The sequence below is a fragment of the Kitasatospora hibisci genome (assembly GCF_043950205.1).
GTDB classification, from domain to species: Bacteria; Actinomycetota; Actinomycetes; order Streptomycetales; family Streptomycetaceae; genus Kitasatospora; species Kitasatospora hibisci.
The window spans coordinates 814,901-830,650 of sequence record NZ_CP171642.1 but is presented as its reverse complement, the minus strand read 5'-3'; the positions used below and the strand labels follow the sequence as shown (position 1 = coordinate 830,650).

Below are 15,750 nucleotides of genomic sequence, written 5' to 3'. Positions count from 1 at the left end.
GCGTCCCGCTCTCGGTGATCCCCAAAACCCCAACCTCCCAGTGCTGTTCAGGCTCCTCCGCGTAGCCGGTGCACGGCCGGATGAAGCCCGGAGAGAATTGTGTCGAACCGGTCGCGGCTGGTGGCGGAGTTCACCCGAAGACGGCTGATCCGCAGCGCCTGTCCGGGCAGCAGCCGGTCGTGCCGGTGGTCGAAGAGGAAGCCGATGCGGTAGCCGAGGCGCCGCAGCAGGGCGTCGGCGCGCCCGTCGAAGTTGCCGTTGGGGTAGGCGAAGGCAGTGGGCGCCTCGCCGCCGAGCCAGCCGGTGAGCGCGTCGTGGGAGCGGGTGATCTCGTCCCGGACGGTGTCGTCCTCGCAGAGGTCCAGGCAGGGGTGGCCTGCGGTGTGGTTGCCGATCGCCACCCCGGAGCGGCGGAGCGTCAGCAGGTCGTCCCGGGTGAGCTGCTCCTGCCGGGGCGCGCGCGTGCCGGCGCTCTCCCGCAGTTCGGCGAGCGCGGTGCGGCGGTCGGGGTCCGGCAGGGTCTTCAGCCGGCGCACCACCGCGCCGGGGGCGCAGCCGGCCAGGCTGCGGGCGGTGCCGCCACGGGCGGCCAGGAAGGCGGCCTCGGACCACCAGAACGGCCGGTCGCCGTCGATGTGCTCGGTGACCACGAAGGCGACGGCCGGGATCTGCAGCCTGGTCAGCACCGGCAGGGCCTCGGTGAGGACGGTGCGGTCGCCGTCGTCGAAGGTGACCAGCACGCTGCGGGCGGGCAGCGGGCGGCCGTCGTGGACGGCCTGTTCGACCCGGGCCGGGGAGACCGGGCGGGCGATCCGGACCAGCCGGGCCATCTGCAGGGCGAAGGTCCGCGGGTCCTCGACGCCGTGGTAGGCGAGGACGGCGAGCCGGCGGGTCGCCAGGAGGCGGAACAGCGGCTGTGCCGGGGAGCGGCGGAGCAGGGCGTCGACGGTGCCCCGCCGGTCCGCGAGGCGTCCGCGCAGGCCGGGCCCGGCCTGCGCGGTCGGGGTCTGCCCCGCGTGGTCGCGCAGATGGCCGGTCTTGTGCGGGTCCTGGCCGGTCGTCACCCGTCGGCGGTTCGCGCCGTCCGGGCCGGTGGTCGGGCCGGCGTCGGCCCCGGTCGAATGCGTGGGTCCCTCGGGCATCGGCACGCTCCCCCTTCGTCCCGTAGGTCCTGCCGGTGGCGGGGGGTGGTGCACGGTGCGCGGGCTGGCTCCGCCGTGTCGGCATGTGCCAGCCGGACGGGCGGCCCGCCCCACCCGGGTGAATTCCCAAAGTAGTGCAAAATCCCGTGCTCCGACGAGGGTTGCACCGGCCGGTCGGCGTTCGGCGGGAGGTTGGCGCATTGTCGACGGGACCCCGGCCTGAGTGCGGGCTGGGAGGTTCCTGGAGGTGCTGCTGGGAGAGGGGGGCCGGGGAGGGGGCCGGGGCTGCTGCCCGCCGTCCCGATCCCCACCCGGCCCCCGACCCGGGCCGGCTTCACTGTTCGCTGCCGGCCCCGGCGGGCCTCACCTCGTCCAGCGTCGACCGGGAGCCTTCACCCGAACGACGGCGACGGATTCTCACCCGCCAGGCCCGCTGGGGACCTCATCGCGCCACGCGGCGACAGGGCCGCGACCGTCGGCCGCGCTGACGGACCACCGTCCACCCGCGTGGTGGGGTCAGAACGGCCCGGTGCAGGTGGTCACCCGCCGGGTGGCGTCCAGGGCCGGGCCGCCGGTGGCGCAGACCATCTTGAGGTCGTGGGTGGAGACCCGCGGGGTGACCGCCTTGACGAGACCGGTGGTGATGGTGGTCGCCGAGGCCGTGGTGATCCACGGGCTGCCCCAGGCCTTCTGGGTGCGGACCTCGACCTGGACCATCGTCAGCTGCCCCGGGTCGGCGGCGGAGAACTGCGCGACGCCGACGACGCCCCCGCCGTCCTTCTCCTGCCAGACGCAGGGCCGGTCGACCACGGCGGTGCAGGCGGCTGCACCGGTCTCGGCGGACGTGGCCGCCGCCGCGGCGGGGGCGATCGTCGCCGCCGTGATACCTGCCGCCGCGACCATCAGAGCTGCGATCCGAGCGCGCATGATGTGAACCTCCTTGGAAAGAAAGGGAATCTCACTGGGTGGGATGAGTCTTGCATATTTCGAACGTGTGACATATGTGCGCTGCATCACACTCAAGGTGACGGTTCAACTACGTGCTGCAACCGGATGATGTGTCACTGCCCGTTCCGAGGCGTTCAACTGTCCGTCAACTACGCTTACAAATCATGTGTTTGACGCCAGGTCGGAGCGGCTGGACGCGCGCGCCGCACCGGCGTTCACTCGTCCGGGTGGCGTGCCCGCGGGAGGGGGTTCGGACGGCTACGATCGACCCGATCCGCGGAGGTGGTCCGGATGGACACGGTCATCGTCCAACTGCCCTGTCCCCGCCCGGAGACCGCGTCCGGCGGGAGGTCCGTCCGGTCCTGCGCCGGTCCCGCGCACCCCGCTGCCGTCGGCCGGCGCCCGGCGCCGCCCAAGCCCGCCCTGCTGCACCTGGGTCCGGGCGAGAGCGCCGAGTTCGGGCGCGGCGAGCCGGGACGGCCCGCCGCCATCCCGCTCGCCGACCAGGGCATCTCGCGCCGCGCCGGGGAGGTCACCGCGGCCGAGGACTACTGGCGGCTCTCCAACTTCAGCCCCTCCGCGACCTACGTGGTGGAGAACCTGGAAGGCGCCGGCGAGCACGTCAAGGTCGCTCCCGGCCGGATCGGCGCGCCGGTGCCCTTCGAGTTCTCCCGCGTCCTGCTGCCCACCCTCGGCGGACCCCTCGATTTCAAGGTCTTCGCCCCCCAGCACGCCTACTTGGTCGGCGAACCGGTCGCCGGCTCCGGAGAGCTGACGGTCAGCCCGTTCGCGCTCGACCCCACCTCCAAGTACTTCCTCGTCCTGCTCGCCCTCTGCGAGCCGCGGCTGCGCTCGCCCTCGGCGGCCGTCGTCCCCGGGGCCACCGAGGTGGTGGAGCGGCTGCGGGCCCTGCCGTCCTGCCGCGGGCTCGCCCGCTCCGCCGTCAACTACCACATCGACTACCTGGTGGCGACCAAGCTCCGGCTGCGCGAGGCGCCGGGGGAGGCTGCCGCGCCGGGTCCGCGCAGCGGCGGCAAGCGCGAGGAACTCGTCGCGCTGGCACTGAAGTTCGACCTCGTCCGGGAGGAGCACCTGGCCCTGCTCCCGCCCCGGGACGGGCGCTGACCCGCCGTGCGAGCGACCGGCCGGCCCGGTGAGCCGCACCCTCCGGAGCCGGTGGGTGACCCCCGCTGCCCGGTGCCGCCCGGCTACCGGGTGGCCGGTTACCGCATCGGCGATCAGATCGGCGCCGGCGCCTGGGGCAGCGTCTACGCCGCGCACGGAACGGGCGAACCCCGGGAGGTCGCGGTCAAGTTCCTCGGCCCGGCCCGGCTCAGCCCGGGGCAGCGGCGCACCATGGCGCAGATCGCGCGCAGCGAGACGCGGTTCAGCCGCCGGGCCGACCACCCCCACCTGATCCGCACCCTCGCCGTCGTCACGGTCGACGACCCCGCACATCAGGAGCTCGACGGCGCGGTGGCGCTGGTCATGGAACGCGCCGCCCGCAGCCTCCAGGACGTCCTCGCCGCCGCCCGCCCGCGCACCGCCGTCCCGGACGCGGACCGGCTCCTCGCCGAGGTCTGCGCCGGCCTGACCCACATGCACGCCGCGGGCTGGGTGCACGGGGACCTGAAACCCGGCAACGTCCTGCTGATGCCGGACGGCACCGCCAAGCTCGCCGACTTCGGCCTCACCGCCGAGCTGGAGGGCACCCACGCCTACGCCCCGCCGCTCGGCTCGCCGGACCACGTCCCGCCCGAGTGGTGGTCCGAGCGGACCGGGGCGCGCGGCGTCGCCCTGCGGCCGAGCGCGGACGTCTGGGCCTTCGGCGTCCTCACCCACCAGCTGCTCACCGGCGGGCTGCACCCGTTCCTCGGCGCCACCGCCCGGGCGCGTGCGCTCGCCGCCCAGGCGTACGCGCGCGGCGCGGCGCCGCTGCGGCTCGACGACGCGCTGCCGCAGCGGTGGCGGCCGGTGGTGGCGGCCTGCCTGGCGGCGGACCGGGAGGAACGGGCGCGGGTGGACCTCGCGGCCCTGTTGCCGCCGGCGGGCGGTCGGGGCGGCCTGGGTGGTCGGGGCGGTCAGCGCAGCCGGGGCGGCAGCGGCGACCGACGGGCCGTCGCGACGAGGCGCGGACAGCGGGTCGGGGCGGTGGCCGGCGCGGGCGGCCTGGCCGCGGTGGCCGCCGTGCTGCTCGCCCTGGCCGGCGCGCCCGAGCCGACGTCCGCCCCGCCCGCCGCGGACGGCTCCACGCCGGGCCCGGCCGTGACGGCGCAACCGGCAGGCCGTCCGGCCGTCCCGTCCTCGGGCCGGCCCCCGTCCGCCGGTGCCATCCCCGCGGGCTCGGACGTGCCCGCGGCGCTGCGCGGGCCGATCGAGGACGCCGCCCGCCGCTGCCCGGAGCCGGAGATCACCCCGGTGCTGATCGCGGCCGTGCTCAAGGCCGAGAGCGGCTTCGACCCGCAGGCCGCCCGGCCGGAGTCCGGTGAGTACGGCGTCGCCATGTGGACGCCCTCGGTCTTCAACGCCTGGGCGCAGGACGGCGACCACGACGGCGTGAAGGACTACATGGACCCGGCCGACGCGATCGTCTCGATGGGAAACTACGTCTGCTGGCTCGACCAGCAGTTCAAGCACCGCGGCTTCACCGCCGACCTGCCCGCCCTCGTCGCGGCCGGCTACCGGACGAGCGACAAGACCGTCGCCGAGGCCGGCGGCGTCCCCGAGCGGGTCCGACCGCACGTCACGAAGGTGCTCGGCTATCTCGCCGAGTACGGTGGCTGACCGGCGGGACGGCCCTCCGGCGGGCCGATGAGCCTGGTCGCACCGGGTCGGGCCCCGGCGACGTTGCGCGGCGGCCGGTCTGCGATCGTGACCGCGTGTTCCCGAAGCCCCGTGCGGTCGCCGCGCAGTGGACGGTCGTCGTCCCCGTGCCGGCCTTCGTCGCCCCCGTCCCGACCGGGAAACGGGACCTGACCGGCCGGGGTGGGCCTGGTGGCCTGCTTCCGGGCGGCCACGCTCGGGCTGGTCCTGCGGACCCTCACCACCAGCTCGCCCGGCCCGCAGTTCTCCACCGCGGAAGCCGGCCTTCGCGGCCATCGTGTGGCTCCTGCGGTACGGGCCGACCGTCCTGGCGGCTTACGTGGTGCGCGCGGTGAACCCCTGAGACGCTCCCGCCCCCCGCGACGGGAGCGGCCCAGGGGAGATACGGCGGCGGGCCGGCGACCGGGTGGTCACCGGCCCGCCCTTCGCGGTCCTGCCTGGCGTCAGGAGGACTTGCGGGTCCGGCGGGTGTAGACCACGGCGCCCGCGCCGGCCAGCAGCAGCGCGGTGCCGGCGCCCGCCACCAGCAGGGTGCCGTCGCTACCGGTGGACGCGAGGTCCTTGCCGGTCTGGGCGGCGCCCGTGATCGGGGTCGGAACGCTGGCCGCGGCGGGCATGATCAGCGGCTTCTCCGGGTTGACCACGGTGCCGGCCGGCGGGGTCTGCACCGGGACGGTGGCGGTGGGGGGCGTGGACGGGCCGGAGGTCGGGGCCTTGGTGGTCGGCACGGCCGACGGCGAGGCGGTGGCGGACGGCGAGGCCGAGGGGGTCGCGGTCACGGTGGGGGTGGCGGACGGGGTGACCGAGGGGGTGACGGTCGGCGTCGGGGTGGCCGTCATGGTGGGGGTGGCGCTCGGCGACGGCGTCGTCGTGGCGGTCGGCGTCGTCGTGGCGGTCGGCGTCGGGGTGGCCGTCGGCGTCGGGGTGGCCGTCACGGTGGGGGTGGCGGTCGGCGTCGGGGTGGCGGTCTTGGTGGGGGTGGCGCTCGGCGACGGCTTGCCGGTGGGCTTGGTCGGAGTCGGCGTCGGGGTGCTGCCCCCGCAGTCCACCTTGAACACCTTGTGCTTGGGGTTGTTGAGCTCCGGCTCGGCCGGCAGCTTGCCGTCGGTCATCTCGACCGAGGCCCAGTACAGCTTGTAGTGGCCGTCCGGGAGGTTGATGTCCTCGGTGCGGACGTGGCCCTTGCCGTCGACCGGCAGGTCGCCGTAAGCCACCGCGGTCTCGCTCTTGTCGTGGACCTCTGCGATCAGCCAGATGACGTCCTGACCGGGGTCGAAGCCGAAGGAGTCCAGGTAGAACGTGCAGACCTTGGGCTCGTTCCGGGTGTCCTCCTGCCCGGTCGCCGCGTCGTGGATCTTCACGGTGCCGTTGTTGCCCTTGGCGGGCTTGCCGCCGGCGGCGGCCTGCGCGGTCGGGGCGAGCAGCAGCAGAGCGGCGGCGGTGGGGACGGCGACGAGGGATCGCGCCGCGGTGGAGCGGATGCGCATGCTGGTTCCATCGTGGGTCGGCGGCCCGGAAGGGCCTGCGCGGCAGGTGGGAGGGCCCCCGTCCGTCCCGCCGGTCCGGTGACGGAATGTGACGGTGAACGAGAGGGCCTAAGGTCCCTCAGCTGCCGCCGGGACGCAAGGTCGATTTGATCGGATTGTCGCTTCGTCACCCCAATTGCGGTGGATAGTCCAGTGCAACGATCCGGTCACCCGATTGTGTGCGTGATGTGCGACGCCTGGGCGCGCGCCCGGATGCTCCCCTCTGCGCCCGCCCGGCGCACCGTCCCGCGCCCGCCCGGGGCCTTCCTCTCCGACCGGCCGGCGGCCCGCCCCCGGCGGTGCGGGCCGCCGGCCGGGGTGCGAGGATGACCCCGACCGCCCCCGACGGCGGACCTCCGCCGACGGCCGCCCCCTCACCCCGGGGCGGCCCGATCAAGGGCACACGGCGATGCGGTCCGCACTGCGTACCCGGCAGGCACTCCGGCGCGGCGTCTCCCCGAACGCACTCCCTCACCTGCGAAGAAGACGCATCGCGATGCACCACACCCGCATTCCTTCCGTTTCCCGTCCCGTGTCCACGTCCGCGCCCGCCGTTGCCCCGGCCGTCGCCCTCTCCGCCCGCTCCCGGTCCCCGCTGCGCACCGCCGCCGCGCTGGGCGCGGGCGGGCTGCTGCTCACCGGCTGCGGCGGCGGCGTGACCCCGGCCGCCGGCAGCAGCGACGACCTGCACGCCCGGCTGCCCAAGGAGGTCCGCTCCGCCGGAACCCTCAAGATCGGTTCCTACCTCAACTACCCCCCGGTCGACTTCCGGGACTCGAACGCCTCGCCGGCCGGGATCGACCCGGAACTCGCCAAGGCGATCGGCGGCCTGCTCGGCGTGAAGACCGAGTTCGTCGACATGCCGTTCGAGAAGCTGATTCCGGCGGTCCAGGACAAGCGGATCGACCTGGCGATGTCCGCGGTCATCGACACCAAGCAGCGCCAGCTCGGCGCCGCCGACGACGGCCGCCGGGCCGACCCCGGGGTCGACTTCGTCGACTACTTCGGCTCCGGCACCGTCATGGTGGTGAAGGCCGGAAACCCGCTGAACCTCTCCGGCCTGGACGGCCTCTGCGGCCGCGCGGTCGCCGTCCAGCGCGGCACCGTCCAGGACGAGCTGGCCGCCCGGCAGGTCCCGGCCTGCCAGCGGTCCGGCAAGTCGCTGCAGATCCACCGCTTCGACGACGACGACCAGGCGCTCGCCGAGGTCGCCTCGGGCGCGGCGGCCGCCGACCTGAACGACTACCCGGTGGCGCAGTACAACACCACCCAGCCGGGTCGTGCCGGAACGTTCCAGCTGGCCAACACCAACTACCTCCAGGCCGGCCCCTACGGCATCACCGTCGCCAAGGACAACACCGCGCTGCGGGACGTGCTGGCGAAGGCGCTGGACAACCTGATCCACAACGGCGAGTACGACAAGATCCTGGCCAAGTGGAACGTGCGCCGCGGCGCCGTCTCCAGCGCGGTCGTCAACGGCGGCCTCTGACCGCGAGCCGGACACCCCGGTGGCCGCTGTGGCCGTCCGTCGCGCGGCTGCGTCGGAGGACCCCGGTGCGCCGCCCGACCGGGCCCGCCCCGATGGCCGGTAGCGACCGGTCGTCGGGGCGGGTCCGCGTGTCGGGGCGCGGCGCGGAGGCCGCTTTCCCTATCGTCTGAGACCGCTGATTGCGCTTCATTCCGCCGATTCCGCTGGTTCCGCAGCCGATCCGACCCGTGGGAGTACGTGATGCCCGGCCCAGAGCAGCAGTTGTCCGACGCCGGCTCCGCCGCAGACCCCGTGCGGGGGCGGGACAGCGCCGACGTGATCGTGGTCGGCGCGGGCCCCGCAGGCTCCACCGCCGCCTACCACCTGGCCCGCACGGGGCTGGACGTGCTGCTGTTGGAGAAGTCGGCCTTCCCGCGGGAGAAGGTCTGCGGCGACGGTCTCACCCCGCGCGCCGTCAAACAACTGATCGACCTAGGCATCGACGTCTCCGAGGACGCGGGTTGGCTGCACAACCGCGGGCTGCGCCTGGTCGCGGGGAACCGCACCGTCGAACTGGACTGGCCGCAGCTGTCCGCCTATCCGCCCTTCGGAGTGGTCCGCCGGCGCGCCGACTTCGACGAACTGCTCGCGCGCCGCGCCGCCTCGGCCGGCGCCAGGCTGGTCGAACGAGCCAACGTGGGCGGCCCGTTGATCGACGAGCGGACCGGCCGGATCACCGGCGTGACGGCCCGTCTCGGGGAGGAGAAGCAACCGGTCTCGTACCGCGCGCCGCTGGTGGTCGCGGCCGACGGCAACTCCACCCGGCTCTCGCTCGCCATGAAGCGCTACCGCCGCACCGACCGGGCGATGGGAGTCGCCTATCGGACGTACTTCACCACGCCGCGGCACGAGGACCGCTACCTGGAGGCCTGGCTCGACCTGCGTGACCCGCGCGACCCGGGCCGCCGCCTGTTGCCCGGCTACGCCTGGGTGTTCGGCATGGGCGACGGCACCGCCAACGTCGGCCTGGGCGTGCTGGACACCGCCGCCGTCGCCCACGAGGTGGACTGGCGGGACCTGCTCCGCCGCTGGTGCGCCGACCTGCCCCCGGAGTACGGATACACCCCGGAGAGCGTCACCGAACCGGTCCGCGGCTCCGCCCTCCCGATGGGACTCAACCGCCGACCCCACTACGCCGACGGCCTGTTGCTGGTCGGCGACGCCGGCGGCACGGTCAGTCCGGCGACCGGCGAGGGCATCGCGTACGCGATGGAGTCCGGCCGGTACGCCGCCGAGACGATCGTCCAGGCGCTCGCCCGGCGCACCGACCGCGGCCGCGACCTCGCCCTGCGCGCTTACCCGCAGGCGCTGCGCGCCGCCTACGACGGCTACTTCGCGCTCGGCCGGCTCGCCGCCGACGTGCTCGGGCGCCCGAAGCTGATCGGCGCGGCCGGTGCCGTGGGGCTCGGCCATCCGGCCCTGCTGAAGGGGCTCTTCCGCCTGATGGTCAACCTGACCGAGCCGAACTCCCGGGACTCGCTGGACAAGCTGTTGCACCTCCTCGGCAAGGTGGCTCCGAGCAGCCGGTAGGGGCGCGCGGGCGGGCCGGGGCGGCCGCACGTGCCCGGCCAGGTCCGGCTGGAACGCGCTCGGGCTGGTCGGCGACGGCCACCTCGCCCCGCCCGCGCGGGCCGCACGGCCGCCGGCTCCGCGCCGCCCGACTCGGCCGCGTGGGCGGTGAACACCTCGGTCATGCCGCGATGCCCGCACGCGGGCCGGGCGTCCGCCGCCCCGTTCCGGTACGGAGGCGGCCGCCCGATGGTGCCGGAAATCCGCTGGCGCCGCGGGCGGAAGGCGGGGTAGGAAGGCCGGATGAGCACCGTGGAATCCATCTCCGACCAGCGTGCCTTCGTCCCCGTCACGCTGGACCTCGGCGACATCGTCCTCCGCCCCTGGGGCCGTCGGACGGAGGTCCGCGGCGGCGTGGTGGCCCGCCTCCTGGAGGCGTCGATCGACCCGTCCATCGCACTCTGGAACCCGATCCGTGCCACCGACGCGGCCGGGGCGAAGGCCTACCTCGACCGGTGGGAGGCCGGCTGGGACTCCGGCAACGCCGCCGCCTTCGCCGTCGTCGACGGCACCGACGGCGACCTGCTCGGCAACGTCGCGCTGCGCTGGACGGACCGGGCCGACGGGCTCGCGATGATCGGCTACTGGCTGCTGCCGGCCGCCCGCGGCCGCGGCGTCGCCACCCGCGCCACCCGGGCCGTCACCAGCTGGGGCATCGCCACGGCGGACACCCGCCGGATCGAGATCGCCCACGCGGTCGGCAACACGGCGTCCTGCCGGGTGGCCGAGCGTTGCGGCTATCCGGCGGAGGGGACGCTGCGCGCCTCCTACCGCTTCGGCGACGGCGAGTACCACGACGAGCATCTGCACGCCCGGCTGGCCACCGACCCCGAGCCGGTGTAGCGGCGGGGTCGTCGTCCCGCCCCCAGGCCCACGGGCCTGCCCGGTCGCACGTCCGCCCGGTCGCCCGGGCTCCGCGCCGCGCCCGCCTCGCGCGCGGCGACCCGACGAACGTCACGCCGGGGGGCCGGCCGGGTGAAGGTCGGCCGGCGGCCGCAACGCCGATGGACGGAGGGGCGTTGGTCGGGGCAGTCGTGTCCGCCGGCCGAGGAGTACCCCTGTTGCGTCGCTTCGTCGCGGCGGCGGTCGTCGCCGCCACCGCCTCGATCCCGATCCTCGCCGGGCCGCAGGCCGGGGCGGCCACCCGCTCCTCCAGCGCCTGCACCCACCACCCGATCGAGGGCGGCCCGCAGGTGTGCATCCGGGTCGAGGGCGTCGGTACCCATGTCGACAAGGCGGTGGCGATCTGGACCAACCCGCCCGCCGGCGTGAACGAGCGCACGGCCCGCCTCTTCCTCAGCGGCCACGAGGTGCACTACCCGCAGAGGGCGACCCGTCACGGCGGCACCCTCAGCGCGGAGTGGGGCTGGTTCGAGCATTCCGGCGAGCTCTGCGTCGAGTTCGACGGCATCAAGAACCGCCGGGCCTGCGAGGACGTGTACGACTCCGACCACTCCTGACGACCGGCGCGGGTGCCGCGGGCCCGGCGACCGGCTGCGGGGCAGCCCCCAGGTGTGGCGGCGCGGGTCCGGCCGGGGCTGCGGGAAGAGCAGCCCGCTCAGCACCGGCGACCGCTCCGATCGTCAGCAGGTCCGACCCTCGGCGGACCGCGACCGGGTCGCGGTCCTCCACCGAACCGCCCGGGACCGAGTCGACCGAACCGCGGAGGTGGAGCACGAACAGCGCCGCGGCGCCGGCGGTGCCGCCGCCGCCCGTACGCCGCTCGGCGGGGGGTGAGAGGTACGTGCTCAGGCCGACGAGGACCGTCGACCGGCACACCACGGCCGGCGAGAGCCACGCGGACGACGCCCGTTCGTCCGCTCCGCTCGGGCCCGCCGCCGATGACCCGGCGGACAGGGGTGTCCGCCTGTAGCGGGGCGCCGACAGCCGGTGGTGGCGCTCCGTGGCCGGGCGCGCGGTGGGGCGGGGGCCTAACCTGGAAGGGCGCGCCCGTGCGTGGCACGGAATGGGAACGGTGGGCCATGACGGTCATCTCGGCGGCACTCTTCGGTACCGATTGGCGCGGTGCGCCGCACACCGGTGCCCCGGTCGCGGTGCGGCCGCCGGCATCCGGTGAGGCCGAGCTGCTGCGCGAGTGCGATGCCCGGGGCTGGACGGTGGTGCTGACCGGGCCCGGTCCGGTCGGGGCCCCGGCGCTGACCGTGGCCGCGCCCGGCGCGGACCCGGTCGGGGCGGCGCTCGACCTGGTCGACGGCGAGCCGTCGCACGCCGTGTTCGTCGCCGGCAGCGTTCCCGAGGTCCTGGCTGCGCGTCGTGCGGCCGTCCCCTGCGTCGCGCTGGAGACCGCCGCCGCACGCGGACCCGAGTTGCTGGCGGCAGGCGCGGCGGAGGTGCACCACGACGCCGTCGCCCTGTTGCACGTGCTGGACGACAGCCTGTTGGCCCGCCCGCGGGCCTTCGGGGCCTGCCGTCCGACCGCCGCCGCTGCCGCACCGGCCGGCCGAGGCGGTTGACGCACCCCTGAACCGGGCATCCGCCCGGATGCGAGAACGACGTCACCGGAAGTGTCGGAGGTGACCGAGATGGACGGACCCGCACTGAGCGGTCGGGAGCGACGGCTCCTGGAGGAGATCGAGTGCGATCTGCGCCAGGACACCAAGCTGGACCGGCGGTTGAGCACCATGGGGGCCAAACAGCCGAGCCGGGTCCGGACCGTGCTGCAGGGCGCGGCGCGCAAGGTCCCGCCCGGGGTGCTGATGACCGCGCTGGTGATGTCGGCGATCTGCCTCAGCATCGGCGTGCGCGCTCCGACCACGGCGGCCGTGGTCACCGTCGCGGTCGTCTGGGCGGCCAGCGTGGGCATCGCGTTCGGCGTCGCGGTGGTGCTGCGCCGTCGCCGTCCCGGCGCCGAGGGCGGCTCCGCCGGGGGCGGTCGCACGGACGGGGACCGGGCGGACGGCACCGGCCGTACGGGCGGGGGCTGGTGGACGCGCCTCGACCGGCGCGACGGCCGTGACCGCGGCGACGGCCGTGACCGTCAGGACCCGCCGGAGCGCAGGCCCTGGGACCGGCCGGAGGCGTGAGTGTCATGACGACCGAACTGTGGGAGTACCGGCCCGGCTCCCACCACGCCGCCGACCTGAACCTGGTCGGGTACGAGGTGGAGGCGACCGACGGCCCACTGGGCCGGGTCGAACAGGACGCCGGGGACCACCTGGTGGTCGACGCCGGTCCGTGGGTGCGGGGCACCCGGCTGCTCGTACCGGTGGGGCTGGTGGCGCGGATCGACCACCTGGAGCTGGTGGTCCACCTGGACTGCCCGCGGGCCCGCGTCCGCTCCGCCCCGCCGCCGGCCGCCGTCGAACTCACCGAGCACGGCCGCTCCGTCCTGGCCGACCACTACGCGAGGTGAGTTCGCGATGCCGCCGCTGGTCACGCTGATCGGCCGGTCCGTCGCCTTCCTGGTCGCACCGGAGGGCGCCGAACAGGTCGAGCTGACCACCCCGTGGCAGGCGGTGGCGGAGGCCGGCGGGACGCCCCGGCTGGTCTCGACGCGGGCCGGGCTCGTGCAGGCGTTCAAGCACCTGGAACGGGCCGACACCTTTCCGGTGGACGACGTCGTCGGCGCCGCCGACCCGGCCCACTACGACGCCCTGGTCCTGCCCGGCGGCGTCGCCAACCCGGACCACCTGCGGGCGGACGGCCGGGCCGTCGGCTTCGTCCGCGCCCTCTGCGAGGCGGGCCGGCCGGTCGCGGTGATCTGCCACGGCGCCTGGACGCTCGTCGAGGCGGACGTGGTGCGCGGCCGGACCCTCACCTCGTGGCCGAGCATCCGCACCGACCTGGTCAACGCCGGTGCCCGGTGGGTGGACGAGGAGGTGCACGTGTGCCGGGACGGCCCGGGCGTCCTGGTCTCCAGCCGCAAGCCCGCCGACCTCCCAGCCTTCGTCGACACCTTCGTCACCGAGTTCACCCACGCCCGTCCCAGCGGCGTCAAGCCGCCGTGGCCGACCGCACACGCGCCCGATCCCTCGCGCCACGCGCCGGGCAAGCGCCACGCGCCGGGCAGGGGGGCCGGACGGGCGGCGTGACGAGTCGGGTGCGGGCACGCCCCGAGTCCCACCCCCCGGGGCAGAGGGGACGACAGTCCGGATCCGGGCACGCCCCGGGTCAGTCCCCGCGCAACCGCACGAAGGCCGCCGTCGGCGGGCGCCGGGTGACGGCGACCTCCGCCCGCAACGGAGCGGTGAGCGGGCGGACACTCCCGTGCTCGGGATCGCGGACCGCCCTGCCGAGCCGGCCGTGCACCGCCTCGGCGACCCGGCCGGCCTGCACGGGCGTCAGCCGCGGCGAGGAGAGCACGACCCGCCCGTCGTCCAGCTCCAGCACCAGCGCCTCCGGCCGGGCAGCGGAGCCCACCACGGCGCGGACGGTCGCGTCGAGGGTGTCGCTGCGGCGGTACTTCACCCATACCCGGCCGGCGCCGCGCGGGCGGTAGGCGGAGCCGGCCGCCTTGCAGACCAGGCCCTCGACGCCGGCGTCGGCAAGCTGCTCCATCCACGTCAGTGCCTCGCCCCGGTCGGTGGTGGCCATCACCGGCTGGATCGGCGGCGGTACGTCGGCGAGCGACGCCAGCAACAGCCGCCGACGGTCGGCGAGCGGCAGCCGGCGGACGTCCCGCCCGGGCAGCGCCAGCAGGTCGAAGACGATCAGGCCGAGCGCCGTGGACTCGGCGGCGCGGGCCTGCCGGGTGCGCAGCAGCTCCTCGAAGGCGAACCGCCCCTCGCGCCAGGCGACGAGTTCGGCGTCCAGCACCGATCCCGCGGGCAGCCGGGCGACGGCGGCCGCGATCGGCGGGAACTCGGCGGCGAGGTCACGGCCGGAGCGGGACTGCAGGTACGGCGGCCGTTCCCCCCGGGCGAAGGCCACGCAGCGGAAGCCGTCCAGCTTCAGCTCGTACAGCACGCCGGACCCGTCCAGCCCGTCCGTCGGCGGCACCGCCGTGACGGCCGCCGGGCGCATCACCTCGACGGGCGGATCCAGCACCAGCGGCGAGCGGGTGCGCATGGGTGCCGGTCGGGCGGGGGCGGAGCCCGCTTCGGACGCCCGCGCGGCGGCGGCAGCGGCGGCGGCAGGGGCGGCGGCGGTGGGTCCGGGGCCGGGGGAGGACACCCGCTCGTGGGCCCGGCCCGGCTTCTCCGGTCCTGGGAGCGGGCGGGCGCGGTCCGGGTCGAGCAGCGGGGCGAGCAGGTCGCCCAGCCCGGCCACCCGGCCCGGTACCTCGGCCAGGGTGAACACCAGGTCCTCCGCCGTCCGGGCCTGCTCCAGCTCCGCCCACGACACCGGAGTCGACACGGTCGGCCGGGGCCGGGCCCGAAGGGTGTACGGCGCGGCGGTGGTCTTCCTGGCCGAGTTCTGCGACCAGTCCACGAACACCCGGCCGGCGCGGCGGGCCTTGGCCATGGTGTGCACCACCAGCTCCGGGTGTTCTGCCTCCAGCGAGGCCGCCAGCGCCCCGGCGTACGCGGAGACCCGGCTGCTCGGCGTCGGCTCGATCGGCGCCAGCAGGTGCAGCCCCTTGGATCCGGAGGTCTTCACCCAGCAGTCGAGCCCGTCCGCCGCCAGCCGCTCGCGCAGCAGGCCGGCCACCGTCCGGCAGGTCAGCACCGAGGCGCCCTCGCCCGGGTCGAGGTCCAGCACCAGCCGGTCCGCCAGGCCGGGGGCGGCCGCGTGCCACTGCGGCACGTGCAGCTCCAGACACCCCAGGTTGGCCGCCCAGAGCAGCGCCGCGCCGTCGTCCAGCACCACCTGGCGAAGGTCCCCGCTGCTGCTCGGCACCTCGACCGTCCGCACCCAGCGCGGCGTTCCGGCGGGCGGGTTCTTGGCGATGAACACCTCGCCCTCCACCCCGTCCGGACAGCGCAGGAAGGAGACCGGACGGTCGTGCAGGTGCGGCAGCAGTGCGGTGTGCACGGCCGCGTAGTACCGGAGCACCTCGCCCTTGGGCGTGCCGGTACGCGGGTAGTACACCTTGTCGAGGTGCGAGAGCGCGAGGGTGCGCCCGTCCACCACCATCTGCGGCATGGCCGCCTCCGAGTCGCGGGGCTGCGCTGCGCCGGCCCGCGCCGGAGCTCGCGGGGCCTGCGCAGCCAGTCTGCCCGTGCACCGGCCGCGGCGCGAGCAGTGCCCGGCCCCTCCGGCCCGTCCGCGCCGGCGGCTGCACCGCCGCGAGCGTTCCGGTGGGGCGCGGTCC

Annotated in this window: 14 protein-coding genes and 1 pseudogene; 10 read left to right on the top strand and 5 right to left on the bottom strand. The window is 75.5% G+C overall.

The features are described 5' to 3' along the window. Positions 1-47 precede the first annotated feature (47 nt). Together ACF9IK_RS03835 and ACF9IK_RS03830 are read right to left on the bottom strand one after the other, a co-directional pair. Positions 48-1,142 carry a polysaccharide deacetylase family protein gene (locus ACF9IK_RS03835; protein WP_395292820.1) on the bottom strand — a complete coding sequence of 365 codons (1,095 nt, stop codon included), beginning with the start codon at positions 1,140-1,142 and terminating at the stop codon, positions 48-50. Between the two features lie 516 nt (positions 1,143-1,658). Then, the gene (locus ACF9IK_RS03830) at positions 1,659-2,069 is read right to left on the bottom strand and encodes a hypothetical protein (protein WP_395292819.1); all 411 of its coding nucleotides are present in this window, start codon (positions 2,067-2,069) and stop codon (positions 1,659-1,661) included. A gap of 312 nt (positions 2,070-2,381) precedes the next feature. On the opposite strand from ACF9IK_RS03830, the gene ACF9IK_RS03825 reads away from it, so the two are divergent. Together ACF9IK_RS03825 and ACF9IK_RS03820 are read left to right on the top strand one after the other, a co-directional pair. Beyond that, positions 2,382-3,215, top strand: coding sequence for a serine/threonine protein kinase (locus tag ACF9IK_RS03825; protein ID WP_395292818.1), 834 nt, complete (start codon positions 2,382-2,384; stop codon positions 3,213-3,215). Positions 3,216-3,266: 51 nt separating this feature from the next. Further along, on the top strand, positions 3,267-4,874 hold the full coding sequence (locus tag ACF9IK_RS03820) for a protein kinase domain-containing protein (RefSeq protein WP_395292817.1): 1,608 nt from the start codon (positions 3,267-3,269) through the stop codon (positions 4,872-4,874). 482 nt (positions 4,875-5,356) lie between these two features. Here ACF9IK_RS03820 and ACF9IK_RS03815 read toward each other — a convergent pair whose 3' ends face one another. Beyond that, a complete protein-coding gene (locus tag ACF9IK_RS03815; protein WP_395292816.1) occupies positions 5,357-6,400 on the bottom strand; it encodes an LPXTG cell wall anchor domain-containing protein in 1,044 nt (347 codons plus the stop codon). A 571-nt stretch (positions 6,401-6,971) separates the two neighbouring features. Here ACF9IK_RS03815 and ACF9IK_RS03810 point away from each other — a divergent pair. The 8 genes from ACF9IK_RS03810 to ACF9IK_RS03775 all read left to right on the top strand — a co-directional run bounded on the left by ACF9IK_RS03810 (position 6,972) and on the right by ACF9IK_RS03775 (position 13,588). Beyond that, positions 6,972-7,928, top strand: a complete 957-nt coding sequence (locus ACF9IK_RS03810; protein ID WP_395292815.1) for an ABC transporter substrate-binding protein — start codon at positions 6,972-6,974, stop codon at positions 7,926-7,928. A 240-nt stretch (positions 7,929-8,168) separates the two neighbouring features. After that, positions 8,169-9,497, top strand: coding sequence for a geranylgeranyl reductase family protein (locus tag ACF9IK_RS03805; protein WP_395292814.1), 1,329 nt, complete (start codon positions 8,169-8,171; stop codon positions 9,495-9,497). A gap of 282 nt (positions 9,498-9,779) precedes the next feature. Beyond that, complete coding sequence (locus tag ACF9IK_RS03800) at positions 9,780-10,379, top strand: GNAT family N-acetyltransferase (protein ID WP_395292813.1); 600 nt, start codon at positions 9,780-9,782, stop codon at positions 10,377-10,379. Between the two features lie 218 nt (positions 10,380-10,597). After that, a complete protein-coding gene (locus ACF9IK_RS03795; RefSeq protein WP_395292812.1) occupies positions 10,598-10,996 on the top strand; it encodes a hypothetical protein in 399 nt (132 codons plus the stop codon). Positions 10,997-11,518: 522 nt separating this feature from the next. Beyond that, a complete protein-coding gene (locus ACF9IK_RS03790) occupies positions 11,519-12,010 on the top strand; it encodes a hypothetical protein (protein ID WP_395292811.1) in 492 nt (163 codons plus the stop codon). A 69-nt stretch (positions 12,011-12,079) separates the two neighbouring features. Then, entirely contained in the window at positions 12,080-12,580 is a 501-nt protein-coding gene (locus tag ACF9IK_RS03785; protein WP_395292810.1) for a hypothetical protein, read from the top strand. Positions 12,581-12,585: 5 nt separating this feature from the next. Continuing rightward, positions 12,586-12,909, top strand: a complete 324-nt coding sequence (locus ACF9IK_RS03780; protein ID WP_313767150.1) for a PRC-barrel domain containing protein — start codon at positions 12,586-12,588, stop codon at positions 12,907-12,909. A 7-nt stretch (positions 12,910-12,916) separates the two neighbouring features. Next, positions 12,917-13,588, top strand: a complete 672-nt coding sequence (locus ACF9IK_RS03775; RefSeq protein ID WP_395292809.1) for a type 1 glutamine amidotransferase domain-containing protein — start codon at positions 12,917-12,919, stop codon at positions 13,586-13,588. A gap of 79 nt (positions 13,589-13,667) precedes the next feature. Here ACF9IK_RS03775 and ACF9IK_RS03770 read toward each other — a convergent pair whose 3' ends face one another. Next, on the bottom strand, positions 13,668-14,519 hold the full coding sequence (locus ACF9IK_RS03770; protein WP_395298463.1) for a DNA ligase: 852 nt from the start codon (positions 14,517-14,519) through the stop codon (positions 13,668-13,670). Between the two features lie 183 nt (positions 14,520-14,702). Next, positions 14,703-15,581, bottom strand: a pseudogene (gene ligD / locus ACF9IK_RS03765) (non-homologous end-joining DNA ligase); the annotation flags it as partial. Between the last annotated feature and the right edge of the window lie 169 nt (positions 15,582-15,750).